Origin of the sequence: Fibrobacter sp. UWOV1 (assembly GCF_900142495.1) — a bacterium.
Taxonomy (GTDB): Bacteria; Fibrobacterota; Fibrobacteria; order Fibrobacterales; family Fibrobacteraceae; genus Fibrobacter.
In genome coordinates this window covers 746,351-772,688 of sequence record NZ_FRBA01000001.1, presented here as the reverse complement: position 1 = coordinate 772,688, position 26,338 = coordinate 746,351, and the positions used below count along the sequence as shown (strand labels likewise).

23 protein-coding genes are annotated in these 26,338 nt (G+C 51.9%); 17 read left to right on the top strand and 6 right to left on the bottom strand.

Features of this window, described 5'->3' with window-relative positions:
* The 14 genes from BUC02_RS03260 to BUC02_RS03195 all read left to right on the top strand — a co-directional run bounded on the left by BUC02_RS03260 (window position 1) and on the right by BUC02_RS03195 (window position 17,332).
* Window positions 1-1,620 (top strand): NADH-quinone oxidoreductase subunit G, encoded by a 1,620-nt coding sequence (locus BUC02_RS03260; RefSeq protein ID WP_073318550.1) that lies wholly within the window; start codon window positions 1-3, stop codon window positions 1,618-1,620.
* On the top strand, window positions 1,620-2,975 hold the full coding sequence (locus BUC02_RS03255; RefSeq protein WP_073318547.1) for a complex I subunit 1/NuoH family protein: 1,356 nt from the start codon (window positions 1,620-1,622) through the stop codon (window positions 2,973-2,975). Before BUC02_RS03260 ends, BUC02_RS03255 begins: the two co-directional genes overlap by 1 nt.
* On the top strand, window positions 2,975-3,547 hold the full coding sequence (locus BUC02_RS03250; protein ID WP_249268777.1) for a NuoI/complex I 23 kDa subunit family protein: 573 nt from the start codon (window positions 2,975-2,977) through the stop codon (window positions 3,545-3,547). The genes BUC02_RS03255 and BUC02_RS03250 overlap by 1 nt, the downstream gene beginning before the upstream one ends.
* The gene (locus tag BUC02_RS03245; RefSeq protein WP_073318544.1) at window positions 3,547-4,092 is read left to right on the top strand and encodes an NADH-quinone oxidoreductase subunit J family protein; all 546 of its coding nucleotides are present in this window, start codon (window positions 3,547-3,549) and stop codon (window positions 4,090-4,092) included. Before BUC02_RS03250 ends, BUC02_RS03245 begins: the two co-directional genes overlap by 1 nt.
* Window positions 4,092-4,406 carry an NADH-quinone oxidoreductase subunit NuoK gene (nuoK, locus tag BUC02_RS03240; protein WP_073318541.1) on the top strand — a complete coding sequence of 105 codons (315 nt, stop codon included), beginning with the start codon at window positions 4,092-4,094 and terminating at the stop codon, window positions 4,404-4,406. The genes BUC02_RS03245 and nuoK overlap by 1 nt, the downstream gene beginning before the upstream one ends.
* Window positions 4,407-4,409: 3 nt before the next feature.
* On the top strand, window positions 4,410-6,365 hold the full coding sequence (gene nuoL / locus BUC02_RS03235) for an NADH-quinone oxidoreductase subunit L (RefSeq protein ID WP_073318538.1): 1,956 nt from the start codon (window positions 4,410-4,412) through the stop codon (window positions 6,363-6,365).
* Window positions 6,365-8,098, top strand: coding sequence for a complex I subunit 4 family protein (locus tag BUC02_RS03230; RefSeq protein ID WP_073318535.1), 1,734 nt, complete (start codon window positions 6,365-6,367; stop codon window positions 8,096-8,098). The genes nuoL and BUC02_RS03230 overlap by 1 nt, the downstream gene beginning before the upstream one ends.
* Window positions 8,091-9,563: an NADH-quinone oxidoreductase subunit N gene (locus BUC02_RS03225; protein WP_073318531.1), complete on the top strand. Its 1,473-nt coding sequence runs from the start codon at window positions 8,091-8,093 to the stop codon at window positions 9,561-9,563. The genes BUC02_RS03230 and BUC02_RS03225 overlap by 8 nt, the downstream gene beginning before the upstream one ends.
* A gap of 92 nt (window positions 9,564-9,655) precedes the next feature.
* Window positions 9,656-10,141 (top strand): 2-C-methyl-D-erythritol 2,4-cyclodiphosphate synthase, encoded by a 486-nt coding sequence (gene ispF, locus BUC02_RS03220; protein WP_073318528.1) that lies wholly within the window; start codon window positions 9,656-9,658, stop codon window positions 10,139-10,141.
* Between the two features lie 229 nt (window positions 10,142-10,370).
* On the top strand, window positions 10,371-12,077 hold the full coding sequence (locus BUC02_RS03215) for a Na/Pi cotransporter family protein (RefSeq protein ID WP_073318525.1): 1,707 nt from the start codon (window positions 10,371-10,373) through the stop codon (window positions 12,075-12,077).
* A 220-nt stretch (window positions 12,078-12,297) separates the two neighbouring features.
* Window positions 12,298-14,511, top strand: coding sequence for an FISUMP domain-containing protein (locus BUC02_RS03210; RefSeq protein ID WP_083564359.1), 2,214 nt, complete (start codon window positions 12,298-12,300; stop codon window positions 14,509-14,511).
* Between the two features lie 8 nt (window positions 14,512-14,519).
* Complete coding sequence (locus BUC02_RS15635) at window positions 14,520-15,569, top strand: fibrobacter succinogenes major paralogous domain-containing protein (RefSeq protein WP_083564358.1); 1,050 nt, start codon at window positions 14,520-14,522, stop codon at window positions 15,567-15,569.
* An 88-nt stretch (window positions 15,570-15,657) separates the two neighbouring features.
* Window positions 15,658-16,215, top strand: a complete 558-nt coding sequence (locus BUC02_RS03200; protein ID WP_073318520.1) for a ribonuclease domain-containing protein — start codon at window positions 15,658-15,660, stop codon at window positions 16,213-16,215.
* A 4-nt stretch (window positions 16,216-16,219) separates the two neighbouring features.
* Window positions 16,220-17,332 carry an iron-containing alcohol dehydrogenase family protein gene (locus BUC02_RS03195; protein ID WP_073318517.1) on the top strand — a complete coding sequence of 371 codons (1,113 nt, stop codon included), beginning with the start codon at window positions 16,220-16,222 and terminating at the stop codon, window positions 17,330-17,332.
* Window positions 17,333-17,386: 54 nt separating this feature from the next.
* On the opposite strand, the gene BUC02_RS03190 is transcribed toward BUC02_RS03195, so the two are convergent.
* Together BUC02_RS03190 and pgk are read right to left on the bottom strand one after the other, a co-directional pair.
* Window positions 17,387-17,734, bottom strand: a complete 348-nt coding sequence (locus BUC02_RS03190; RefSeq protein WP_073318514.1) for a hypothetical protein — start codon at window positions 17,732-17,734, stop codon at window positions 17,387-17,389.
* Between the two features lie 469 nt (window positions 17,735-18,203).
* Window positions 18,204-19,460: a phosphoglycerate kinase gene (gene pgk / locus BUC02_RS03185; protein ID WP_073055898.1), complete on the bottom strand. Its 1,257-nt coding sequence runs from the start codon at window positions 19,458-19,460 to the stop codon at window positions 18,204-18,206.
* Window positions 19,461-19,688: 228 nt separating this feature from the next.
* Between pgk and BUC02_RS03180 the strand changes: the two genes are divergently transcribed.
* Both BUC02_RS03180 and BUC02_RS03175 read left to right on the top strand, forming a co-directional pair.
* Window positions 19,689-20,726 carry a hypothetical protein gene (locus BUC02_RS03180; protein WP_073318511.1) on the top strand — a complete coding sequence of 346 codons (1,038 nt, stop codon included), beginning with the start codon at window positions 19,689-19,691 and terminating at the stop codon, window positions 20,724-20,726.
* Complete coding sequence (locus BUC02_RS03175) at window positions 20,720-21,085, top strand: dihydroneopterin aldolase (RefSeq protein WP_073318508.1); 366 nt, start codon at window positions 20,720-20,722, stop codon at window positions 21,083-21,085. Before BUC02_RS03180 ends, BUC02_RS03175 begins: the two co-directional genes overlap by 7 nt.
* Here the strand turns inward: BUC02_RS03175 and BUC02_RS03170 are convergent.
* Both BUC02_RS03170 and BUC02_RS03165 read right to left on the bottom strand, forming a co-directional pair.
* Complete coding sequence (locus BUC02_RS03170; protein ID WP_073318506.1) at window positions 21,082-22,617, bottom strand: YifB family Mg chelatase-like AAA ATPase; 1,536 nt, start codon at window positions 22,615-22,617, stop codon at window positions 21,082-21,084. The two genes, BUC02_RS03175 and BUC02_RS03170, sit on opposite strands and share 4 nt — an antisense overlap.
* 8 nt (window positions 22,618-22,625) lie before the next feature.
* Window positions 22,626-22,955: a SpoVG family protein gene (locus BUC02_RS03165; protein WP_249268779.1), complete on the bottom strand. Its 330-nt coding sequence runs from the start codon at window positions 22,953-22,955 to the stop codon at window positions 22,626-22,628.
* Between the two features lie 201 nt (window positions 22,956-23,156).
* Between BUC02_RS03165 and BUC02_RS03160 the strand changes: the two genes are divergently transcribed.
* Window positions 23,157-23,687, top strand: a complete 531-nt coding sequence (locus tag BUC02_RS03160; protein ID WP_254794069.1) for a carbohydrate-binding family 9-like protein — start codon at window positions 23,157-23,159, stop codon at window positions 23,685-23,687.
* A gap of 8 nt (window positions 23,688-23,695) precedes the next feature.
* On the opposite strand, the gene BUC02_RS03155 is transcribed toward BUC02_RS03160, so the two are convergent.
* Both BUC02_RS03155 and BUC02_RS03150 read right to left on the bottom strand, forming a co-directional pair.
* Complete coding sequence (locus tag BUC02_RS03155; RefSeq protein ID WP_073318500.1) at window positions 23,696-24,451, bottom strand: acyl-[acyl-carrier-protein] thioesterase; 756 nt, start codon at window positions 24,449-24,451, stop codon at window positions 23,696-23,698.
* A gap of 101 nt (window positions 24,452-24,552) precedes the next feature.
* Window positions 24,553-26,283, bottom strand: coding sequence for a maltotransferase domain-containing protein (locus BUC02_RS03150; protein WP_073318497.1), 1,731 nt, complete (start codon window positions 26,281-26,283; stop codon window positions 24,553-24,555).
* Between the last annotated feature and the right edge of the window lie 55 nt (window positions 26,284-26,338).

Below are 26,338 nucleotides of genomic sequence, written 5' to 3'. Positions count from 1 at the left end.
ATGAGTAACTACTACAACATGCCGAAACTCCCGACTGAGAACAGCCCGAAGGTGGAAATCTTCGTGGACGACAAGCCGGTGATGGTTCCGGGCGACACGAACCTCCTCGAAGCCTTGAAGGCTATCGGGATTGAAACTCCTCACGTATGTTACCACCCGTATTTGCCGGTGTCCGGTAACTGCCGCCAGTGCTTGGTGGAGCAAGAAGGCCCCCGCGGTCGCATGCTCGTGATTGCATGCTACACGCCGGTCGCTCCGGGCATGAAGATTTACACGCCCGCATCTAGTGCCCGCGTGAAGAACGCCCGCAAGGCAACGCAGGAATTCATGCTGGTGAACCACCCGCTGGATTGCCCGATTTGCGACAAGGCCGGTGAATGCACCTTGCAGGAAAACTATATGGAAGCGGGCCAGAACGAATCCCGCATGCGCCCCGAATACGGCAAGAACTACCACGGCAATCCCGCGCACCAGTTCATTGATGCGAAGGGCCAGCTCCGTGGCGGTAAGCATGTGGATTTAGGCCCCCGCGTTTTACTTGACGAAGAACGCTGCGTGCAGTGCGACCGTTGCGTGCGCTTTATGCGTACCATTGCCGGTTCCGAACAGTTGCAGCTCGCCGGCCGCGCCGACCACACTTACATTACGACCTTCCCGGGCGAAAAGCTTGACCACGAATACGACTTGTGCGTCACTGATGTTTGCCCGGTGGGAGCCATGACCGCGAAGTACTTCCGCTTCCAGAAGCGCGTATGGCTCCTGAGTCACACGCCGACGGTTTCGATGGATGACTCTCTCGGTGCAAACATTTGGCTGGATCACGCCGACGGTCACATTTACCGCGTGATGCCGCGTTGCAACCCCGAAGTGAACCGCAGCTGGCTTTCTAACACGAGCCGCCTCGCGTTCCAGAACTTCGACAAGAACCGCTTGCCGGCGATGGGCTTCCACGTGATTCAGGAAGCGCTTGCCGAAGTCAAGAAGGTCGGGGGCAAGGTCGCCCTCGTCGCCGGTGGCTCTTGCACCATCGAAGATCTCGCCGCACTCCGCATGCTCAAGGATAGCCTGGGCGACTCCGCCGAACTTTTCGGCGGCACCTTCAAGAAGGTCGGTGCCCCCGACGGAATTGCCATGAGTGGCGATCCGCTCGCTAACCGCGCTGGCTTCAAGCTGCTCGGCATTCCTGACAGCAACCTCGAAGACCTTACGAAGCGCGCTTCTGAATTCAAGGTGCTCTTGACGGTGAATGCAGATCTCTTTGGCGAAGGTGGCTCTGCCGTTTCTTCTCTCGAAAAGATTGCGACCCGTATCGTCTTGTCTGCTTTCAACGACGCTACCGCCAACAAGGCGACGCTTGCTTTCGGTATTCGTCACTGGAGCGAAGTTCAGGGCACTATGGTGAACAGCCTGAATATTCTTCAGAAGCTTTCTGCCTGCCCGGTTTGCCCCGATGAAAAACTTCGCCCGGCTTACGACGTTCTCTCTGAACTCGCCGGCTGCAAGTTCGAAAGCGCATTCGACGCCTTCAAGAAGGCTGGCGAATACGCAAGCGTCTTGGCTGGACTCTCTTACGATACCATCAAGAGCACTGGTAAGTTGCTCGAAGGAGGTAACGCCTAATGGATATTATTGAATCCAAAACTTGGGTGGAATGGATCATTACCATTGCGAAGTTCGGCTTCTGCTTTGTTCCTGTCCTTTACATCCTGTTGTTGATTCCTATGGAACGCCGTGGTGCGGGCTTTATGCAGGACCGTCAGGGCCCGAACCGCTCCTATATCAAGGTTCCGTTCTTCGGTAAGGTTCGCCTGTTTGGCTATGTGCAGAACATGTGCGACGGTACCAAGCTTTTCTTCAAGGAAATGTTTGCTCCGACCGGTTCCAAAAAGTTCCTCTATTACGTGGCTCCTGCCATTCCGTTTGCTATCGTGTTCCTTAGCCCGTGTGTGATTCCGTGGTTTGGCCCGATGGTCTTTGAATGGGGTGGCAAGGTGGTCCGCATTGCGGGGCCGATCGTGGATTCCGAAGTGGGCATCCTGTTGCTTTTCGGTTTCAGTTCGCTTTCTGCTTACGGTGCCGTTCTCGCAGGCCTTAGCTCCCGTTCCAAGTACAGCTACCTCGGTTCTCTGCGTACGACTGCAATGACGATCAGCTACGAAGTCTGCCAGGGCCTTTCCATGATGGGTCTCCTGGTGCTCGCAGGTTCCTTCAGCCTTACCGATATCGTGACTTGGCAAGAAAACCATGTGTGGGGCATTGTCGCCCAGCCGGTGGCTTTCTTCTGCTTCTTGATTGCGACGATTGCCGAAACGGGTCGCGCCCCGTTCGACGTTGCCGAAGGTGAACCGGAACTCGTTGCCGGTTACCACACCGAATATGGCGCCATGCAGTTCGGTCTGTTCTACATGGGCGAATACTCCCACATCTGCATTAGCAGCCTTCTGGTGGCAACCCTCTTCTTGGGGGGCTACTCGGTTCCGTTTGTATCGACTGCAACCATTCAAACCCACATGGGTGGCTCCTTGGCCATTCTCTGCTGGGTGCTTGCATTCCTCGGTCTTGCATTCCTCCACATGATTTACCGCTACTCCCGTAAGCTTGCCGCTTCCAAGCAGAGCAACAAGATGGAAATCCTGCAGGAATACAAGCTCTACAAGACGATTGCATGGGTTGTTACCGCAGCCTTCATTGCCGCCGGCGTTTGCTCCTGGCTCTACTACAACCCGGAATACTCCATGGTTAACGGCGTTGTCGTGAATAGCCTGGGTGCCGCTCTCGGTACTGCCGCAATTCACCTGCTGGTGCTCCTCGCCAAGAGCGTGTTCTTCTGCTGGGTGTGGATTTGGGTCCGCTGGACGCTGCCGCGCTTCCGCTACGACCACGTGATGCATCTTGGCTGGAAGATTATCTTGAACATCGCTATTTTGAACCTCGTCGTGACCGCCGTAGTCGCGAAGTTGGTGGGAGGTAACTAATGGCCCGCGTTATTAGACAGAGACCCATGAACTGGGTGGAACGCCTTTACATCTTCGAGGCGATTCGCGGCTTGTGGACAACGCTCAAACATGCAGCTCGCGGTTTGTTCCGCTACGAAGAACTTCCGACGATTTCTTACCCGGAAGGTCAGCCCGAAGTTCGTAGAACCTACCGCGCCAAGCATCGTCTGATGCTCCGTGCCGACGGCACTCCCCGCTGTGTTGCCTGTGGCATGTGCGCTGCGGCCTGCCCTGCCCATTGTATTTATATCGAAGCGACCGCCAGTGACGATCCGCGCATCGAAAAGAAGGTCAAGCGCTTCGATATCGACCATTTGACTTGCGTGTTCTGCGGCCTTTGCGTTGAAGCCTGTCCGGTCGATGCGCTCCGTATGGATACCAAGGAAATCATCTTTGAACACCGCACCCGTGACGAATTCGTGGCAACCCTCGAAACTCTTACGAGTTGGAATCCGAAGGATTACCCCGATGACGCTCAGAGCCAAGTGGCTCCGGGTGGTACCAAGAATGCCGAGGCCCGCAAGGTCTGGGGAATGGAGGTTAAAAACTGATGCTAGCCTTGATTTACTTTATCATTCTTGCCGTGGTTGCCGTGGGAGCCGCCCTCTGCGTGTTCCTTTCGAAGCATCCGCTTTACGGTGGTCTTTCTCTCGTTTTGACCATGCTTTCGCTCGCGGGCATTTACGGCCTGCTGGGTAGCCCTTTCATTGGGGTGGTGCAGATCATGGTCTATGCGGGTGCCATTATGATGCTCCTCGTGTTCGTAATTTCGGTCTTGAATGCGGCGAAGGACAACAAAACTCCCATGTTTGACGGTGTTTCGATATTTGTGATTCTCGGCGTGCTCGCGCTTGCCGGTCTCGTTGGCTTTGCCCTGGTGCTTTCGCCCATGGGTTTCGATGTCACCACACTCCGCGGCTCTGTCGAAATGACTTCTTCGAACCTGTTCAATACGGCCCAGGACGGCCCCGGTTACTTCGTCTTGTTCGAAGTGCTCGGTCTGTTGCTGCTTTCTTCGATGGGCGCTGCGGTGCTTATGGCCAAGAAGCGCCTGGGTACTGACGAAGCTGTCGCCGAAGATAAGGAGGAAAAGTAATGGAACTCCAACCGATTTACATTCAGATTCTCGCCTTGGTGCTCTTTACCATTGGCCTCATTACGGCTCTTGCTCGCCGTAACGTGTTCTTCGTGCTCATGGGTGTCGAACTTGCCCTGAACGCGGTGAATCTTTCTTTCGTGGGCTTTGCAAAGACGCTTCCTGCCGAATTGAGCGTGGCCGGCCAGATTGTGCCGCTGTTCTCGATTGCGGTTGCCGCTGCCGAAGCTTGCGTGGGCCTTGCACTCGTGATCCTCATTTTCCGCAACAGCGAAAGTGTCGATTCCGACAACTATTCTAACATGAAGGGGTAAGCAATGACAAATTTACCGCTTTGGTTTATACCTCTTTTCCCGCTCCTGGGAACAATCCTGCTTGCAACGATTGCCGTTGTCTCTTCGGGTAGCAAGAAAGGCCCTTCCGAAGGCTTCGTGGGCGCCCTCTCGGTGCTGTTCCCGGTGCTTTCGTTTTTGAGCGTTGTCTTGCTCGCTTTCGGCATGCCTGAAGAAGGTGTCCGCCAGACGCTTTGCAACTGGATCGACATCCCGATGCTCAAGGTCGATATCGGATTCCTGTTCGACGGCCTTTCCCGCGTGATGCTCCTGTTTGTGACAGGAATCGGTTCGCTCATCGCTCTCTACTCGATCGGTTACATGCACGGCGACCGCGGCTTTACCCGCTTCTTTGCCTACATCAACCTGTTCCTGTTCAGCATGGTCGTGCTCGTGCTTTCCGACAGCTTGCTCCTGACCTTCCTCGGTTGGGAAGGCGTGGGTCTCTGCTCTTACTTGCTTATCGGTTTCTGGAACCACGACTTGAACAACTGCAAGGCTGCGAACAAGGCCTTCATTGTGAACCGCGTGGGCGATATCGGATTCCTGCTCGGAATGCTTTGCCTTGCCACTTTGGGTGGCTCCGCTATCCTCAATTACGATGCATTGAACAAGTTCATCGAAATGCTGATTGCCGGTGGCCATGTGGATCTTGCCGCTCCGATCTTGATGATTGCGGGCCTCTTGTTCTTCGTGGGTTGCACGGGTAAGTCTGCCCAGATTCCGCTCCTCACCTGGTTGCCCGATGCCATGGCCGGTCCGACTCCTGTGTCGGCCCTTATCCATGCTGCTACCATGGTGACCTCGGGCGTTTACCTGCTTGCACGCCTCAGTCGCATGTTCTCGGTGATTCCCGAAGCTCTCGTGATTATCTTGATTGTGGGTATGCTGACAGCCTTCTGGGCTGCTGTCGCAGGACTTTTCCAGAACGACATCAAGAAGGTGCTTGCCTACTCGACGATTTCTCAGCTCGGTTACATGTTCATGGCCGCAGGCGCTTTCGCTTTCGACGCTTCTATCTTCCACGTGTTCACCCACGCCTTCTTCAAGGCCGCCCTCTTCCTGGGGGCCGGTGCCGTGATTCACTCCCTTGCGGGTGAACAGGATATGCGTCGCATGGGTGGCCTTATCAAGAAGACTCCGATTACCGCTTGCGTGATGATCTTCTCGTTCCTCGCCATTATCGGTTTCCCGGGCTTTGCAGGTTTCTGGTCCAAGGACCTGATTCTTGAACGCATTTACACGAACGCCCCGTATGGCGAATTCTTCTATGGTGCGGGTCTCCTCACGGCCGTGATTACGGCTGTCTACATGGGACGCCTGATCATCATGACGTTCTTTGGCGAATACCGCGGTTCCAAGGAAAGCGAAGAACACATTCACGAAGCTCCGGCCAGCATGCTTATTCCGATGGTGGTGCTTGCTTTCGGTGCCGTGTTTGCCGGTTACCTGTGGGCCGACTCCATGGGAATCAAGTTCTTTGAACATACGCTTGCGCCGGTGGTGGGCGATGCCCAGAATTACCTGCTCGGCAAGCTTGATGTTGTCCACGTGAACCCGATGACCTTTGCCTGCTTCGGTACGGCTGCCGCAGTGCTCGGTATGATTATCGCTTACGTCGTTTACGGTCTTAAGCGCCAGCCGCGCTTGCATGCCAAGTGGGGGAGCGCTCCCGAAGGTTTCAAGGCCGATTGGACTTTCTTCTTTGACTATATCCACGAAATTTTCATTGTCATGACGAAGGTTGCCGCTTTTGTCGTTGACATGATCGTCGATAAGATTCTGCAGGGAATCCAATGGACCGTCGGTTCCATTGTCGAAATCGTGGGCGACGGAGTAAGTTCCTTCCAGGTGCGCAAGGTGCGTGTGCAGCTTACGCTTAGCTTGGTAGGTGTCGTCGCACTGGTCGCTGTTGTTCTTTTGACCGGAGGTTTGTTCTAATGCTTTTACATCTCCTCGTCTTAGCTCCTTTTGCCGCTGCCATTCTGATGATGGCAACCTCTAAGGAAGATCCCAAGTCTTCTTCTAGACTGGCCTTCTTGTTCGGCTTTACCTTCGTCGCTTTGTCGATTTCCCTGATTGCCGCGGGCAACCAGGCGACCGAAGCCATCGAATGGTTCCGTATTCCGGGTGCGAAGGGCCCCGTTTACTACTACCTGTATAGCCATGGTCTTGGCGCCTGGATGGTGTTCCTTTCTACGGGACTTTCCCTGGTCGCCTTGATTACGGGCCGCAACACCTTCGAAAACAACTACCGCAACTTTGCAATAGCCATCTTTGCGTTGATGGGTGCCATGAACGGGACCTTCCTCGCTGCCGATGCGGTGCTGTTCTTCTTCTTCTTTGAAGCGATGGTGTTCCCCGCAGCCGTGCTTATCGCGGGCTTCGGTGGCGCTGACCGTAAGAAGGCTGCCATGACGTTTGCGATTTATACTCTGGTGGGTTCTGCCCCGATGATGGTTGCCCTTTGGTACTTGCTCACGGTAGCGGACAACTCCTTGGTGCTTTCTTTGGCGGTGGCAATCCAGAATCTGGAACCCTCGATGCAGGTGACGCTCCTGGTTTGCTTCTTACTCGCCTTCTTGGTGAAGACTCCGTTGTTCCCGTTCCACGGCTGGCAGGCGATTACTTACGCCGAAGCGCCGGCTCCGCTTTCGGCTATCCTTACGGGTGCCATGAGTAAGGCTGGCGTGTTCGGATTCATCGCCTGGATTCTTCCGATTTTCCCGCTTTCGATGGAAATTGTCGATAGCATGTTGTGGCTCGGCCTGTTCACGGCGATTTACGGATCGCTCATGGCTCTCCGCGCTACCGACGGCAAGAAACTTTTGGCTTACAGTTCCATGGGCCACTTGGGCCTTGCCGTGGCGGGCGTGTTCAGCTTGTCTGAATCGATGCTTCCGGCTGTGCTCGTGCTCTTGGTCGCTCACGGTCTTAGCGCTGGCGCCCAGTTCTACCTGATGGGTATTGCAGAACGCTTTGCCGGTACCCGCAATATTGAACAGCTCGGCGGTCTTTCTGCCCGCAATCCGGTGTTCAGTTCCCTGTTCGGTTTTGTGGCTGTGCTTTCGCTTGCAGTGCCTGGTACTGCCGGATTCGTGGGTGAATTCACGGTGCTCATGTCCCTATGGGATATGGGTCCGCTTCCGGCCCTTGCCGCAGGTCTTTGCCTGATTCTCTCGGCCGCCTACGTGCTCCGCTTTGTGCAGAAGGTTATCTTCGGTAAGCCGGCCCGCGACTACGAAGATGGCAAGCGTATGACCGCTCTCGAAGGCTCTTCGATCGGTATCATGGGCGTTCTCCTGTTGGTGTTCGGTATGCATCCGGCATTCATCACCAACGCTCTGCAGCTCTTCGATGAAACTGCCGTGCAAGAAATGAACAAGGTGACGCACCAGTCCGATGTTGCCACCGATGCAACCGTTGAAGCTTCTGCCGATTCTCTTGGGGATGCCGTGGTCGACGAAAACATCGCTGCCGTGGCTCAGCCCATGACCGAAGACGATTTGCGTCAGCTGGATTCCAACTTGAAGGCAAACGGCTTTACCGACGAAGAACGCGCTTCGCTGATCGCTCAGCTCAAGTCCATGAGCGAATCCGAAGTCGCCGATGCGGAAAACGCAACTGAATCTAACGAGGCCACAGTAAACGAGGAGGCTTCTGAAAATGAGTAATATCGTGAATCTCTTGCCCGTAATTCTGGTCGCGGTCGGTGCCCTGGTGTCGCTTGCCGCAGAACCGTTCATTAAAGACGAAAACAAGCACAAGATTCTTCCATGGGTGGCTAGTTTCTTTATTGCTCTCGCTGTCGGTGCCTACTACTTGACAACAAACGACACGTTCATGGACTTGTATGCCATGGACCCGATTCGCCGCGTGCTCGGAGTTTCCATTCTCTTGTGCGCGTTCCTTGGCATTTCGAGTCTTCAGTGGACTCTCGGCCATGAAAAGTTCAAGGGTGGTGAAGCTTACGGTCTGTTGATGCTTGCCACTGTCGGTGCGCTTCTAATGACCCAGTCTATCGACTTCTTGGCTCTCTACCTGGGTATGGAACTTTCCAGTTTCCCGATTTATGCCCTGGTGGGACTCCGCCGCAAAGACGTGAATGCGAACGAGGGCGCTTTCAAGTACTTTGTTTCCGGAGCCATCTTTAGCGTCATCTTCCTTTACGGTGTCGCTCTCATTTACGGTGCCACGGGTACTACGCATATCTTTGCCTCCGTTATCGCCGGTCGCGGCCTGCTTTACGGCTTGGGCGTTCTGTTGGCCTTGTTTGCCCTCCTGTTCAAGGCGGGTGCCGCTCCGGTTCATTTCTGGGTGGCCGACGTCTATACGGGCGCCTCTGTGGCAGTGACCGGCTTTATGGCCGCCGTCGTCAAGGTCGGTGCGCTTGCCGCTCTCGGTACGCTTTGGCTGGGCTCGCTGGTGACCCGCATCGGTTCTGCTCCGGCTTGGAACCTTGCCGAACAGGTGACCATCCATAGCGAAAACAAGAGCTTGTTCTACGTGATCGTGGTGGTATCGCTGCTTTCTATGGCTATCGGTGCTTTTGGCGGTCTCGCCCAGAAGTCGATCCGCCGCATTATGGCATACTCTGCCGTGATGAACGCCGGCTTTATCGTAATCGGCCTGCTGCTTCCGGACTATGCTACCGAAGGCACGGTGCAGATGGGTGCCATGTTCTACTTCTTGATCACTTACGCTGTCGGTAGTGCGGGCGCCCTCGCCGGTATCGCTTACCTTGCCGGCAAGGAAGATAAACTGGAAACTCTGGAAGACATTCAGGGCCGTGGCCGTAAGCGCCCCTATGTGGCTGTCGCTACGACCGTTTGCTTGGCTAGCCTTGCGGGCATGCCGCCTGTGGCTGGATTCCTTGCCAAGTTCACGCTCTTTACCGATGCCCTTTCGGGTGGACTCGGCATCATCGCTGCGATAGCCTTTGGTCTTTCGCTGGTGGCTGCTGTGTTCTACCTGCGCATTGCCTTTGTGCTCTTCATGCCGCTCAAGGCTGAGTGCGAATGCAAGTGCTGCTGCGCGAAGAGCACGGTGTATGCTTATCTGCTCCGCTTTGGCGTGACCCTTGCCGCAATCGCCCTGATTGTGGTGGGTATCTTCCCGAAGCTTGCCCTGATTGCATAAGCTTCGGCGAATTTTCGCTATGGCTATTTGAATTGCTCGGCTTAACAGCTGGGCAATTTTTTTATCTTTCCTGTTGAAAAAAGGAACAAGTTATGGATAAGATTTATCGTTCGGGCATCGGTTTTGATGTTCACAAGTTGGTAGAAGGTCGCAAGTGCATTATCGGTGGCGTGGATATTCCTTACGAAAAGGGGCTCCTCGGTCACAGCGATGCCGACGTTTTGCTGCATGCGATTAGCGATGCACTGCTGGGTGCCGCGGGTCTCGGCGATATCGGCACGTACTTTCCGGATACGGACCCAGCCTTCAAGGGAGCCGACAGTCTGGAACTTCTGCGCAAGGTGGGCGAGGAAGTCCGTAAAGCCGGTTACGAGATTATCAACATCGACAGCATCGTGATGTGCGAACGCCCGAAGGTGAACCCGCACAAGGATGCCATGAAGGCAAACATCGCCTGCGTGCTTGGAATCGACGTAAAACAGGTCGGCATCAAGGGAACCACTACCGAAAAACTCGGCTTTACGGGCCGTGGCGAGGGTATTGCCAGCCAGGCTGTTGCCATGGTGCGTAGTGTGTAATAGACGTTTTGTAAACATCCACATTTTTTGAGACAAAGGCCCCCGTCATTTGACGGGGGCCTTGCTGTAATAAATTTTTTCCTTTTTTATAACCTGGCATGGAATATGGGGTGCTGCCACTTTACTATATTTCCACGCAGACTTTACAAAAACAATTCACCGCCATGAGCCCGAACTAGCTGAAAGGCAGCGACGATGATCCGGTAGTGGCGTTCCGTAGGAATGTCCTATGACACTTATGATTCTTAAAATGATCGGTTGCCTTGCGCTCCTCATGTTCGGCATGAAGACCATGAGCGAAGGTTTGCAGAAACTCACGGGCGGTCACTTGCGTGCTGTCCTTGGCACTATGACCAAGCACCGCATTGGAGGCCTTCTCACAGGTACCTTTGTGACGGCCTCGGTGCAGTCTTCTACCGCTACGACCGTACTTACCGTAAGCTTCGTTAACGCTGGCCTGCTCACATTGAGTCAGGCCATTCCTGTTATCATGGGCGCAAACATCGGTACAACGGCCACGGCCTGGATCATGTCCATATTCGGGTTCCAGTTCAACATGAGCTCGGTGGTGTGGCCCTTCTTCGCCCTCGGGATCATCCTTTCTTACACCAAGAAGAACTCGACCAAGAGCCTGGGCGAATTTGTCTTCGGTTTCGCGTTCATGTTCCTCGGCCTTACCACGCTTCGCGAAAATGCGGTGGCTATGGACCTGGCTCACAACCAGACGGTCATCAACTTCTTTGCGACGACTGGCGGTTGGGGAATCTTCAGCACGCTCCTCTTCTTGCTGCTGGGGAGCATCCTTACGATGTGCGTGCAGTCGTCTGCCGCCATCATGGCGATTACGCTCTTGCTCTGCAGTAGCGGCGTGCTCCCGATTTACCAGGGCATTGCGCTCGTGATGGGCGAAAACATCGGTACCACGGTGACGTCGAACCTTGCGGCCCTTTCGGCAAGTACGCAGGCGAGGCGCGCGGCCTTGGCGCACATGCTCTTCAACGTGTTCGGCGTGGTGTGGGTATTGATAGTGTTCCGCCCGTTCGTGAACATGGTGTGCAGCATCGTAGGGTTCGACCCGACGTTCGTGCCGCATACCGAAGAAGAAGTTGCCCAGGCGAGCGTCCGTGTGACCTACGCGCTATCTGCCTTCCATACGGCATTCAACCTCTGCAACGTGCTTATCCTCATCTGGTTCATCAAGCCGATGGAAAAAATCATCTGCAAGATTATCCGCGAGAAGGAAGACGGCGAGGATTTCAAGGTCAAGTTTATCAGCGCGGGCCTCATGAGCACTGCAGAACTTTCGCTTTTCGAAGCCCGCAAGGAAATTAACTTGTTTGCAGCGCGCACGCAGAAAATGTTCCGCATGGTGCCTGAACTGCTCGAGATGAAGGACGAAAACGATTTCGTGAAGCTCTTTGCCCGCATCGAGAAGTACGAAGGCATTAGTGATAACATGGAAATTGAAATTGCCAAATACCTGAACCAGGTGTCCGAAGGCCGCTTGAGCCCCGAAAGTAAGACGAACATCCAGTCGATGCTCCGCGAAATTTCTGAAATTGAAAGTATCGGCGACTCCTGCTACAATATGGCGCGTGCCATTAACCGCAAGTTTAGGAGCACCGACGACTTTACCGAAGAGCAGTACAACCGCATCAAGCACATGATGCAGCTTTGCGACAAGGCGTTAACGAACATGATCGATGTCATTAGCGATGCAGTGACGGCCGACGCGAACCGTACGTTGAATCTCGAAAACGAAATCAACGATTACCGCAAGCTCCTCAAGGAGAAAAATATTACCGACATCGAATCGCAGAAGTACAGCTACCAGATGGGTGTTCACTACATGGATGTGGTGAACGACTGCGAAAAGCTCGGCGACTACGTGGTGAACGTGGTAGAAGCTCATCGCAACAAGAAACTGTCCGGCTAAAATTCACCTATAAACTTCGCCATACGGCGTCATGCGAACTTTTGCCGTGCACTTTGCATGGCTTTGGTTCGCTTTTTTTTTGCGTTTTTAAGGCAGTTTGGGCCTTTTTTGTGACCGATTTCACATAGGTTCTCAAGGGTTATCCTTCTATTTGAAATATTATCGTGATAAAATTATATTTACATTGAATAGTCCCATCAATCTCTCAAACGAGGTCCGAATGAAAATGAAGTTCTCTCTACAGGCAATGGTTGCCTCAAGCGCACTCTTGATCGCTTGCGGCGGAGATTCCACTTCTACCAAGCCCGAAGCAAAAGATACTCTAGCGGACGGATCTAGCGTAGAGACGATTTACGACTTGGGCAAATGTACATCTGATCGTATTGGCGACGTCATTTTTGTCGAAGAGGAAGGCGTCAATTACGAATGCACCAAGAAAGATTGGAAGGATATCGGAGAACCGGAATCCTCTGCATCGAAAGAGGATAAATCTTCCTCTTCAAAGGTAAAGTCTTCAGAATCTAAAGATGATGATTCCTCTTCTTCAAAAGATAAATCATCCGATTCCAAGGATGATGAATCTTCGTCTTCTAAGGACAAGTCGTCCGATTCCAAGGACAGTTCTTCTGAATCTAAAAAGGATGACTCTAGTTCTTCAACGGCGACAAGCTCGAGCAGTGTTCCCGAATCGAGTTCCAGCGTACAGGGTGCAAATGAGACTGTAGAAAATGTTGCTATATCAAAGAAAACCTTTACGGGTGTTGCCGAAAAAGGTCCCTTTGCAAGCGGAACAGCGATTAAACTTTCTGAATTAGACGATGTTCTGGACCCGACTGGAACCACTTTTGAATGGGAAGTTACAAGTGAATTGGGCGAATACACATCGGCTAAGGTGACGCTCAAGAGCCAATATGCATTGATGCAAGCAAATGGCTATTATTACAATGAAAATACCTATAAAAAGAGCGCAGGCCAGTTGACCCTTAAGTCTCTTGTTGATTTGAGTGATCGTAATTCTGCAAATATCAACGTTTTGGGACACCTGGCTCACAAGCGAATCATTAACCTGTTTGCAGAAAGTGGCAAATACAAAAATGTGCCTGCGGCAAAGGCTGCTGCCGAAAAAGAAGTTCTCGCTGCTTTCGGTTGGTCTGGCAACAACCATGCTTTTGAAGACTTGAGCATCTTTGGAAGCTACGAAGATGATGCGAAGCTTCTTGCTGCATCCATTCTTTTGCAGGGGGGCTTGAGCGACGCTGACCTTACCAGCCGATTGACGACTCTTGCAACCGATTTCGAAGATGACGGTCGTTGGAGTGATTCTGCGGCAAAGGTTGCCATGGCTGACTGGGCTATGAAAAATGATTCCAACCTTACTGTTATTCGTACAAAACTGACTGCGATGAATAGCTCTGTTCCGAATTTCGAAAAATATATCAGCATGTTTGTTGGCGAAATTTATGGAATTGGAGTGTGCGATACAAAGCAAGACGGCATGATGATTAAGATGACAAACGCTTACAGCGATAACTTGGGCAAAACTTATGTTTGCGATGGTGACCGTTGGCGTTTGCCCAAGTCTATTGAAAATAGTTTCAAAACCGCTTGCACCAAGGGTAATAACAAGAAGACTTTCACCGATATGAATTCTAGCAGTTCTCCTATTACCTATGTATGCGATGGTGGTAATGGAAATTGGCGCAAGATGGGTGTTTACGATTTTAGTAAGAGCGCTTACTTGAACAGTGAAATGGAATATGGAGAAATCAAGGACAGTCGTGATGGAAAGACCTATAAGACGATAACCATTGGACTTCAGACTTGGATGGCAGAAAACTTGAACTATTACGATGAAGATAATGCAAACCTTGTTGAAAACGCCTGGTGCTACAAAAATGTCAAGGACAATTGTGAGGTTGGTGGAAGACTTTATAGTTGGACTGCCGCTATGAATCTTGATTCGAAATACTTGAAGACTTCGGCTGCTGCACTTATTGAAAGTCCGCATAGAGGCCTTTGCCCTGAAAAGTGGCATGTGCCTGACACTGCGGAATGGAGACAGCTTAAGACTTACGTTGCGAAAATGGAAACGGCTTCAACTATGACAAATGATCATACTGGAAAGTTGAAATCTTCTAGAGGTTGGGTGGGCTACAGTACAATCAGCCAGTCTACCAATGAATATGGTTTCTCTGCCATTCCGACAGGAGCTTATTATGGTATTCATGCTGACCCGACGGACAACTATAGCCGTTACCTTTTTGACGATGCGGGCTACTTTGCCAATTTCTGGAGCGCAAATGAGGCCTCCAAAAGCACTGGTGCTATTTACTGGTTCCTTGACTATCGATACAACTATATCAGCTATTATTATAGCAGCTATAACGAGAAGGATCGCGGATTCTCTCTGCGCTGTGTGAAGGATAAGGAATAAATTACCCGATGCGTTTTCCTCTTGTCGCGTTTTGCCCGTTGGTACTATTACTCGCTTGTGGCGATGAATCAAATACTATTGATTCAAGTGGCCTCTCAACTTCAGATACAAAAGAGGTTGAATCTATTTATGACTTGGGGGCTTGTACCAACAAGCGCAAAGGCGAAGTCGTATTCGTAACCGATGACGATAAGGAATACATTTGTTACTCGAACAAGTGGATTCCTTCTGATGAGATTGACAAATTGGATGAAATTTCATCGTCAAGCGAAGATGCAATCGTTGAAGACGAAAAATCTTCTAGTAGCAAAAAAGAGGAATCCTCGTCTAGTGAGAACAGTATCTCTGAAAACGAAAAGTCCTCTTCGAGCGAAACCTTGTTAGAGGAATCATCTTCAAGTGGAATAGAGTCTTCCTCTAGCAAAGAGGAACCTGGTGAATCTTCGAGCAGCTCGTCTATACAAGAGGAAAAATCGTCTTCTAGTGCAGAGAGTTTGTCGGAATTGACGGATTCTACATTCACGGATTCGCGCGATGGTCAGACATACCGAATTCTCAAGTTGGGAAAGCAAGTCTGGTTTGGCGAAAATTTGAATTATTCCGGTGAAGATGCGGTTGGCTATTGCCATGAGAACGATCCTGAAAAATGTGAAATATACGGCAAGCTATATCGTTGGAACGATGCGATGAAAGCGTGCCCCGAAGGTTGGCATTTGCCGGGTCTTTTGGAATGGATTGACTTGATTAATTATGTCGGCGGACAAGAAATGGCTGGTGTCAAGTTAAAGTCAAAGGCTTACTGGTATATTCAAGAAGAGTTTGCTCAGTATGCAGGTACCGATGATTACGGATTCTCAATTCTTCCGGGAAGCTTTATGTCTGAACAAGGTTCTTTCGGTTCCACGGCCAGGCTTGCAGCCCATTTATGGACTTCGACGGAAGAAACCGATACGAGATCGAATGATGTGTTCCTGATGCATAGTATGGGAAAAGTGGTGCTGGAAGGATCTCCGAGGGATGTCGGGATGTCTGTTCGTTGCCTGAAGGACTCTGACTAGAATCCATTACGTGGATTTTGATTGACGACTTCAAAATTTAATTCCGGTCAGTATTCCTAAATAGGTTTTTATTTGATATATTTAGGATATGCTGAAAAAATATTTTTTCAAAATTAGCTTTGCCTGTGTGGTGACCGCATTCTTTGCAGCCTGCTCTACGCCGACCGTTTCCAGCGATGACGATGAAGACCTTTATAGAAGGTCTTCGGCATCGAAGAAAGGAAAATCATCTTCTAGCGAAGAAGCGACATCATCTTCTAGCGAAACGAAGCAGTCTGTATATGATGCCGTGGTGAAGTCTGGCGTGTATACCACCAAGGATTCCGTGGCCGCATACTTATGCAAGTTCGACAAGCTGCCTGGCAACTATATTACCAAGGACGATGCAATCGCCCTTGTCGAAGAAGAAACGGGTAGGGAATTTACGAAGTGGAATTTCAATCCGTGGACAGCGTTTGACTTTATGGTTGGTGGTGATGTTTACAGCAACAGCGAAGGCCTTTTGCCCAAGGGCTCTTACCACGAAGCCGACGTGGATTACCATGACGACAGCCGCGGAACCAAACGCTTGGTCTATGCGTCGGATTGCGTGATTTACTATACCGCTGACCATTACAAGACTTTCAGCAAGCTGGACATTCGGTAATTATATGCGTTTCTTTGTTCCGACAGATATTTATGTTGAAAAGGACTGCGTGAAAAAGCACGCGAATCAATTGCTTGTTGTCGGGACTCGCTCGCTCATTATGACGGGCCGCCATTCTGCAGTGGCGAATGGCTCCTTGAACGATGTTGAAAGCGTCTTGAATTCCGGCAATATCCCGTTCCAGGTTTTTGACGAAGTCGAAGAAAATCCGTCCACGGATACGGTGCGCAAGGCCGTACAGATGGCGCGGAATTTCAAGGCTGATTTTGTCATTGGTATTGGGGGAGGCTCCGCTATCGATGCTGCCAAGGCGGTGTCGTTGCTCCTGTTGAATCCTGCCGTCGATGCCGATGACCTTCACAAAGCGTCAAGCAGCCCTCTGGATCATGCGCCTGTCGTGGCTGTCCCGACAACGTGTGGAACTGGTTCCGAGGCGACGCCTGTTTCGATCATCACGAATCACGGGATTCAACTCAAGAAAAGCATTCCGCATGTGATTTTCCCGGCGCTTGCGCTTGTTGACGGAAAGTATCTTGCCTCGGCAAAGAAACAGTTGATTGTGAATACCGCTGTCGATGCGCTTTCTCACATGGTCGAAAGCATTCTTAATATCAAGTCGAATGCGTTCAACCGCATGTTCCCGGAATACGGCCTCAAGCTTTGGGGCGAATGCAAAAGCGCGTTGCTCTCCGATGCCGCTATCGATTCGGGCCTCTATGAAAAGCTCATGCTCACCTCGACTATTGCAGGTATGTCCATTGCCCATACAAGTACTTCGGTGCCGCATGGCATGAGCTATGATCTCACACTCCATGCGGGTGTTCCTCACGGACCCGCGGTCGGCTACTTCCTTGCCGCTTACACTGAGATCTGCGCAAAATTTGTGCCCGAGGACGTTCAGAAAATACTTTCTCTTTTAGGGCTTAAGAATATTGAGGAATTTGCGGCGATGCTTCGCAAACTAATCGGGACTTGTACCATCCCGAGTGCTCTGCGCGACCAGTTTGCCGCGGCCATGAAGAAGAACCGCTCTAAACTGGATCTCGTTCCCGGAGCAATCACAGCTGCCGATATCGACTTCATATACGAAAAGTCCTTGGTCGTGGAATCGAACTAAACCGTTTTCGGATTTTTTTTGTTTGCGCCCTTTAGGGGTGGGCGGTTCTAGTTTCTATTTTTCTAAAAAATCCAGTGCTTCGCCGGCGAGTTCCACGCAGCGATTGCAGGGAATAATCTTGTTCGGACGGATTTCGCTGCACTTGGTAAAATTCTGCGCGCCGCGCTTGAAAAAGTCCTCGATGGCATCGGCGTGATCGGGCTGCATCATCTTGGCCGCATAAAGCGCTCCGCATTGACCATTCGGGGCCTTACCTCCACCGAAAGCACGGAACATCTCGGCGGCGTCCACCGCCTCCGCTTCGGATTTGCCTGTGGCTCGAGCATAACCGTATGCCACCGACATTGCACAATTGCCCCGATGCTCTGCGTGAAAGTTCTTTGAAAGTTCAGCGATGGACATAAATGCTCCCTATCGAAATTCCTACGAACCAATATACAATATTTCATAAACTGTAATTCGTCTAGAAATAAAAACTCCGCAAACAATATGCGGAGTTTACAAACCCATGAATTTGCGCAAGCGCAAAATTCTAGGCTCGGAAATGCGAACGCAAGCGTTCGCGCTTCACTCGCGTTACGAATTTTTGTTCAGTTGCGAGCGCAAAAAAAAGAGCCCTCGCGATGAGGACTCCTATAAAATCCAAAATTTGTTCAGAGGCTAGCGAGACCAGGCGAAAACGAATAGTTTTATAACAAAACAGGAATTCGTCTAGAAACGAGCAAAAAAAGAAACTCTCGCGCGAACGAGAGTTTCTATAAAATCCAATTTTTTCTTAGAGGCGAGTGAGACAAGGCGGAGGGACCGAAGCTGTATAAGACATACAGCGAGGGTCCCGACAACGCAGCATCGCGAAGCCTATAAGGAAAAATTACTTATCCGTGAGGAAAGCAACGCCCGGCAGCACCTTGCCTTCGAGCAGTTCGAGGGAAGCGCCACCACCCGTAGAGGTGTGGGTCACCTTCTTGTCTGCGCCGTACTTCTTAGCAGCCGTAGCGGTATCGCCACCACCGATCACGGTGATTGCGCCTGCAGCGGTAGCTTCGACGATAGCGTCGGCCATAGCCTTGGTAGCCTTTTCGAAGGCTTCGAATTCGAACACGCCTGCAGGGCCGTTCCAGACGATGGTCTTGGCGGACTTGATAGCGTTCACGAAGAGCTTGGTGGATTCAGCGCCCACATCGAGGCCCATCCAGCCAGCTGGAATGCCTTCGGCGTCAGAAACAGCCTTCGTGGCAGCGTCGGCAGCGAACTTGTCGGCAGCGATGTAGTCCACCGGGAGGATAATTTCCTTGCCGGCAGCCTTGGCCTTGGCCATCAGATCCGGAACGAGCTTGGCACCTTCTTCGTCAAACAAAGAAGAACCGATTTCGATGTTGTTCAGAACCTTCTTGAAGGTGAAAGCCATGCCACCGCCGATGATGATCTTGTCGGCCTTGTCGAGGAGGTTGTTGATGAGCTGGATCTTGTCAGCGACCTTGGCACCGCCGAGGATGGCGAGGAACGGACGCGGAGGATTGTTGAGCACCTGGTCGAATGCCTTGAGTTCCTTGTTCATGAGGAAACCAGCAGCACGCTGCGGGAGTTCAACACCAGTCATGGAGGAGTGGTCGCGGTGAGCGGTACCGAAAGCGTCGTTCACGTAGACGTCAGCGAGCTTGGTGAGGCTTGCGCGGAATGCCTTCACGGCTTCCTTGTCGGCCTTTTCCTTAGTTTCGGTGCCATCGGCGTTCTTGATCTTCCTCTTGCCTTCTTCTTCGATGTGGAAGCGGAGGTTTTCGAGGAGGATGATTTCACCCGGCTTGATAGCGGCGCAGGCGGCTTCGACTTCCGGACCCACGCAGTCGGAGAGGAACTTCACCGGCTTCTTGATGAGTTCTTCGAGCTTCTTTGCAACCGGAGCGAGCGTGTACTTCATGTTCTTTTCGCCATTCGGACGACCCAGGTGGGAAGCGAGCACGACGGCTGCACCGTGATCGAGAGCGTACTGGATGGTCGGGAGAGCGGCTTCGATACGCTTGGTGTTGGTGATTTCGCCAGTCACCTTGTCCTGCGGAACGTTGAAGTCAACACGGATGAACACGCGCTTGCCGGCGAGTTCGAGATCTTCGATAGAAAGCTTTGCCATTGTAGCAATCCTCTGTTAGGGTTAAAATTTTACGGGCTTAAATATAGTAAAAAAGAAACCCCTTTGAATTGGTGCCGCTTTGTTGCACGGACTATGTAAACATTGTTAAACATTGGGCTGGAGAGAACATTATGTGCACGGCTGTATATTACAAAACAATTATTTTCAGTACCATTATACGCATTTTTTTATATATTTCCATCAAAAATTAGACATTTTGGAGTACAAATGAAACGTTCACTTTTGATGGTCCTTTGCCTGTCTGTCGTATCCGCTTTCGCAAGCATTTACGATATCGATGAATTTACCGCCAAGGATGCTGGTGTACCCGATGACTACATCGTAGCCGAATTCGGTGGCGAACTCAAGGTCGCTCCGGCTGACGAGGTCTCCTCTTTGCAGAGTGGCCGCTTGGTTGTGCGTCAGAAATTTGAAGACCCGTTTGGTGAATCTGAAACCTCTTACCAGCTCTACCAGGGTGGTAAAGGCGACCTTTCTTCCATGACTCCGATGACCGCCGAAGGCGTTGACTACTCCAAGCTTGTTAACGCTAAGCTCTATACTCGCCGCGGTGCCGCTGCCGATAAGGATGTCGAAAAGGTTTACTTCGACGGTAAGGCTGTCTATGCTCCCGGCCTTTCGACCGCAGTGGTGTATATCGATGGCAAGGCTGTTGAATTGAAGGGCGAAGCTCCTGCTGCCGCTGAAGAAGAAGAGGAAGAAGAATCTGTTGCAGCCGCTCCTGCCGTTCCGAGCAGCCAGGCTGAAGAATGTGACGAATACGATCCGGATTGCGAAGACGACGATGATGAAGACTACAGCAAATACAAGACTTCCGCTCCGGTTGAAGACGATCGTGACTACGCTGCAAGCGCTGCTGCAAGTGACGTGGGTGACCGTTTCGGTATTGCTGACGAAGTCCGTTTCTGGACGGCCGTCGGCCTCTCTGCCTTGGCAGTCACTGCCGCCGTGGTTGGAATCATGCAGCACAGCAAGGCTAACGAAGCCAAGGATGCCTACGACAACTTGAGCGGCTTGAACAGCCAGATCCTGAGCGCTTGCCATGATCCGGGTGAAGCCAATCCGGCCAAGTGCGAAGAAATCATGGCGTCGCAGGTAAGGCAAGAAGCCTGGACCCTGCGCGATCTCCAGAGAAGAATGGAAGAAGACAAGAAGACGCAGGATTCTTATACATCTGCCCGTAACATCTGGTTCGGCGTTTCTGCAGCCGCAATCGCAGGTGCTGTCGTACTCTTCGTATGGTAGTCGAAACCGGAAAAATCACGATTCGTGATTTGGAATTCAACTGCATTATTGGAACGCTCCCTTACGAGCGCGAAAATATGCAGCCGGTTGTCCTGAATATTTCGGTGTGGCTTGATTTTACTCTTGCCGCCCGAAATGAAGATCTTGCCCATTCTATCGATTATGTGCAACTAGCTGACGACGTGCAGGATTTTGTCTGCAGGTCGTCTTTCCAGCTAGAAGAAACCTTGGTGCTTGAAACGGCCAAGTATATCTTGAACCACTACCCGAAGACGCTTGCCGCAGAAGTCTCTGTCCGTAAGCCGTTGGCAATCCCGCAAAGCGCAGGAGCCGAATCGAGTATCAAGGTGATTCGTTAGCTTCTGAAGGCGCGGTAGCGCAGGGCTTCAGAAAGGTCTACAATTTCAACGGAATCGGATTTTCGAAGGTCGGCAATCGTTCTGCCGACCTTTAATAGTCTGTAAAAGCCGCGGGCGCTGAGCCCCATTCTGTCGGCGGCGTTGATGGCGAACTGTTCGGTTTCTGCCGAAAGCTTGCAGCTCTTCTTGGCAAAGTCCGAAGTCATTTCGGCGTTCGTCTTGAACGGCGTTCCCTCGAATCGCTTGCGCTGGATTTCCCGGGCGCTACAGATTCGCTTGCGAATCTCGGCCGAAGACTCGGCGGTGCTCTTGCGGCCAAATTGCGAGGCTTCGACGGGCGGGACGCTCACTTGGATGTCTATGCGGTCGAGGAGCGGGCCGGATATTTTTTCTTGATAGCGCTTGCGAGCCTCGGGGAGGCACGTGCAGGCGCGTTTCGGGTCCATGGCGTACCCGCAGGGGCAAGGGTTCATGGCCGCTCCCATCATGAACCTCGCGGGCCAAGTGACGGTCCCGCTAGCGCGACTGATCGAAATTTCACCCTCTTCCATGGGCTCGCGTAAAGCTTCCAGAACGCTGCGGTTGAATTCCGGCAGTTCGTCGAGAAACAGGACTCCGTTATGGGCTAGGCTCGCCTCACCCGGCTTTAGCCGGGTGCCACCCCCCACCAGCGACACCATGGAAGCGCTGTGGTGGGGGGTACGGAATGGGCGAATCATCACGGGCTTGAATTCTTCGGAGTCGCCCGCAGATCTTGCACACGAATGGATTCGGGTCGTTTCGAGAATTTCAAGTTCCGTCATTTCGGGCAGAACGCCCGGCAGGCATTTTGCACACAAAGTCTTGCCCGCTCCGGGCGAGCCAACCATAAGGAAGTTGTGGGCGCCAGCGGCAGCGACTTCAAGCGCCCGCTTTACGCCTTCCATGCCGACCACGTTCTTGAAGTCGGGAATGTCCCGGTCGGCATGCGTTAAATTCATTTGCTCTTTCAATCCGAATGCACGCTGTGCGTAATTCTCGGCTCCGGCTTCAATTTTTTCGATGCATTCCATGAGCGTGTCTGCGCAAACATAGCGGATTCCCTCGACAAGCGAGGCTTCTTGCTCGTTGCCTTTCGGGATTACCAGAATGTCTTTAGACTTTTCGGACAAACTCATTGCAATGGAAAGAACGCCCCGGACAGGCTTCAACAGGCCATCGAGTGAAAGTTCTCCGACAAAAACGAGGTGTTCCAAGTCGGGCGCTTCAATCTCTTCGGCTGCAGTCAAAAGCCCAAAAGCAAGGGGCAAGTCCAGGGCGCTCCCTTCTTTTCGCAAATCCGCGGGCGACAGGTTTACCGTCGTGCGAAAACCGGTCACCACTTTGCCTGCGGAACGAATTGCAGAAACAACTCGTTCCCTAGACTCTCTTACGGCATTGTCTGGCAAACCTACCAAGGTGAATCCAGGCAGTCCCTGCGAAGAGTCGACTTCGACATTGACAGGGACTGCTTTAATTCCAAGCAAGCAATAAGAGCGGATTCTGCGGAACATGCTGGCTCCTATACGATGGCGGCCTGGTACTTCTCAAGGATGCAGTTTTCGATGTGCTCGCGAAGCTGGCGAGTCACCGGATTGCAAATGGAACGGAACGATTCGCCCTTGAAGAACGGATCAACGGGGTAGCCCACGAAGAGTCCGTTTTCGCCATCCATCACGCGCAGCCCGCGGATCATGAACTGGTCGTTCAGCACGATCGACGCAATGCCCTTAGTGTGTCCCATGGAAGGGCCTTCCTGGAAGGGGTAGACTTGTACATTGGTGACGGCGAGGCAGTCGAATGCGGAACTTGCCTCGGATTCTTTTTCGGGCATTTTGTTTTTTGTTGCCATAAAGGTCTCCTGTTTTATTAGAGTTGTTGCTTTTGTAAGCAAACCGCTAAATGCAAATTGCGTGCCAATTATTTGAGGTGGCGAATTCGGCGGAAAATCCCCAATTCCTTAAAAGTACCTATGGCAATTCAAGTGATTAATCACTGCTTAATCATTGATTAATCACTTTACTACTTTTTAACCATGCTCTTGAAACCGAATATGAATTGGGCGGCAAACCAAGGGAAAACGCTCCCGACGGTGCTTGCCGAAGTCGAAATTTCGCCGGATTATTTCACGGTGAATTTTACCGTTGAGGAACCTTCGGACTGTTTCCGTGCCGAAGTAAAAGAAGACAACGGCTCCAGCTGGGAAGATTCCTGCGTCGAAGTCTTCTTGCAGAACCCGGCGAACCCTGCCGAATATTTCAACTTCGAAACGACTTGCCGCGGCTACTTGCTTGCGGCCCACGGACCCGATCGTAATTCGCGAGTCAAACTTTCCCAAGAACAAATTAATTCTGTCGTGCGTACCAAGCAATTGGCAAGTGTCGCAGGCAATCTTGTATGTTGGGGAATGACTGTCCAGATTCCGCCTTCACTCTTTGGTTTGCGGACCTTTGAAGGCGTGACTCTTCGCGGGAATCTTTACAAGTGCGCCGATAAGTCAAAGACGCCCCATTATCTGAGCGCATTCCCAATAGAAACAGAAAAGCCGGATTTTCACCGGCCTGAATTCTTCCAAGAATTTTAATTCGGCGGTTACTTCATCTTGACTTTCATCTCAAAGACCTGGCGTCCTGAATCGTCTTCGATTTTCATATAGGTCGCACCCATCTTGTCGGCGCGGAAAATCGTGACTTCCTGGCCTTCGCGGGTTTCTCCCAAAAAATGCAGCTCGAGCATCGCGGGGATGCATAGTTCCAGGTCGGCGGCGCTGAACACATTCAGACCAAGCTTTACGTATTCGATGTTGTTCATGTGGTGCGACATGTCGATATGCTGCGGCAGCACCTTCTGGCGGTACACTTCCTGATATTCCTCGGGCTCTACGGGGAACTTCGAAAACTTGTTGTCCATAAAGGGTTCAGGGGAACCTTCTGCAGGAAAGTCCACCGCAGAAAGCTTCATGGGGCGATGTGTTTCCAAGTTGAGGCAGCAGGCTTCTTGTACGGCGAGAATGATGGGTTCCCCTTCGACTGTCGTGACGGCAGTATTTTCGTAAGTGCGGATGGGAGCGCTGTCGGCGGGGAACGATGTGGTCACCACCTTGTCGCGCCAATAGGGGCGTTGGAAAAATTTAAACTTCGCTTTGGTGATGGCCCAATAGCCGCCTTTTTCGTTGACGCAGAAGTTGTCCATCTTGAGCGTGCCGAAATTCTCGGTGAAGTTGTCCTGCACCATGAGTACCGTCTGCGCAAGGCCCATCTTGCCCGAAACATCGATGTAGGCCGAGGTAATGGTGCGTTGTTTCTGGAAAACCAGCGGATTTTTAGCAAGCGAATAAATGTCGATCATACTTTGAATATAAATAAAAAAAGGGAAGTTGTTTGCACAACTCCCCATATTTGATGTCTAGCGGTAAGTACTCAGAACTGATAACTCACAACTGATTACTATTAGATTTTCTTCAGCACCAGCAGGTGGCCAGGAGCCTTGGCAGGATCGAGACGCACAAAGTTCTTGTTGCCGCGCCAGACAAAGCTTTCGTCGGTAATCAGGTCCTTCAAGAAGAAGAAGGAATCGTCATTCAGGCCGAGCTTCCTCATGTCAAGTTCCACGATGCCTTCCTGCGCATTGTCCATGTCCATGTTGCACACGCAGAGAATCACGTCTTCGCCAGATTTCTTGGAATAAACCATTAGCTGGTCGTTGGCGCAATAGTGGAAGTCGAGGTTGTCGTATTCCTGAAGGGCGACGTGTTCCTGACGGGCGGTGTTCACGCGGCGAACGAAGTCCTGGATGCCCGGACCATACCAGTTGTGCACCTTGTACTGGTACTTTTCGCTGTCCTGCAGTTCTTCCTTGATGGGGCTCGGGATGTTTTCGCAGAGCTCGTAGCCGTTGTACATGCCCGTAAGGCTAGAAAGCGTACCGGCCAAGAAGTAGCGCTGCTTGAAGGCGTTCGGGCCCTTGTAGGCGAGGTACTTCGGGAAAATGTCCGGAGTCGTCGGGAAGAAGATGCCGCGCATGTATTCCTTGGCATCGCTCTGGGTAAGTTCCTTGAGGTATTGCTCGAATTCCCACTTGGCAGAGCGCCATGCGAAATACGTATAGCTCATGTCGAAACCGGACTTTGCGAGGCGATGCATCATCTTCGGGCGCGTGAACGCTTCGGCGAGGAACACCAGTTCCGGACGCTTTTCCTTGACGTCAGCAATCAGCCATTCCCAGAACGGGAAGGGCTTTGTGTGCGGGTTGTCGATACGGAAAATTTCAATGCCCTTGTCGGCCCAGAACAAGATAATGTTTTCGATTTCTTTCCACAGGGCCTTGTAGTTCTTGTTGTAGTAGTCGAACGGGTAAATGTCTTCGTACTTCTTGGGCGGGTTTTCGGCGAACTTGATGCTGCCATCCGGTTCGTGATAGAACCATTCCGGGTGCGATTTCACATACGGGTGGTCGGGGCTGCAGTTCAGCGCGATATCGAGAGCGAGGCGGAGTCCCTTCTTGCGGGCGGCCTTTGCAAAGTGTTCAAAGTCCTTCATGCTGCCGAGTTCCGGGTCCACGTCGTAGTGGCCGCCGTTCTTGTTGCCTACGGCGTACGGGCAACCCGGTTCCAAGGGCTTCCCCTTCTTGTCGACCTTGGCGTGCAGGGCGTTGTTCGCTCCCTTGCGGTTCGTGACACCAATCGGGTGAATCGGCACCAGGTAAACGGTATCGAAGCCGAGGCCGGCAATGTAGTCGAGCTGTTTTTCGCAATCCTTCCAGGTGGCGCTCTTGGTGGGGTCAGTGCCCTGGCTCTTCGGCCACATTTCGTACCAAGTACCGATGCGGGCGTAAGAGGGGTCCACGCGGAGTTTCATTACCGGGCTTTCGGTCGGGGTGTCCTTGGGCTCCACGGTCCAGGCGCAAATCTTGTATTCGTAGTAGCCGATGTTGTTGACCGTGAAGGTACCTTCCCACTGGTCGTTATCGACAAAGTGCATGGGAGCCTTTTCCCATTTTTTCTTGGAATCGTGGCGGTAGAAAATCGCCGCGTCATATTTTTCGTGGCTGTGGCGGAAAATGTCCGCGGTAAGCGTGACGGTGTCGCCCGGTTCACGCTTGAGCATGAATCGTCCGCCTTCGATCTGGGGACGAATGTTTTCGATAACGAGATTGTCTTTACGGGTAGGAATAGTAGCCATAGTGGCCTAAATGTAGAAAAGTAACTAGAAGGTTACAAGAGGCCGAACTTAGAAC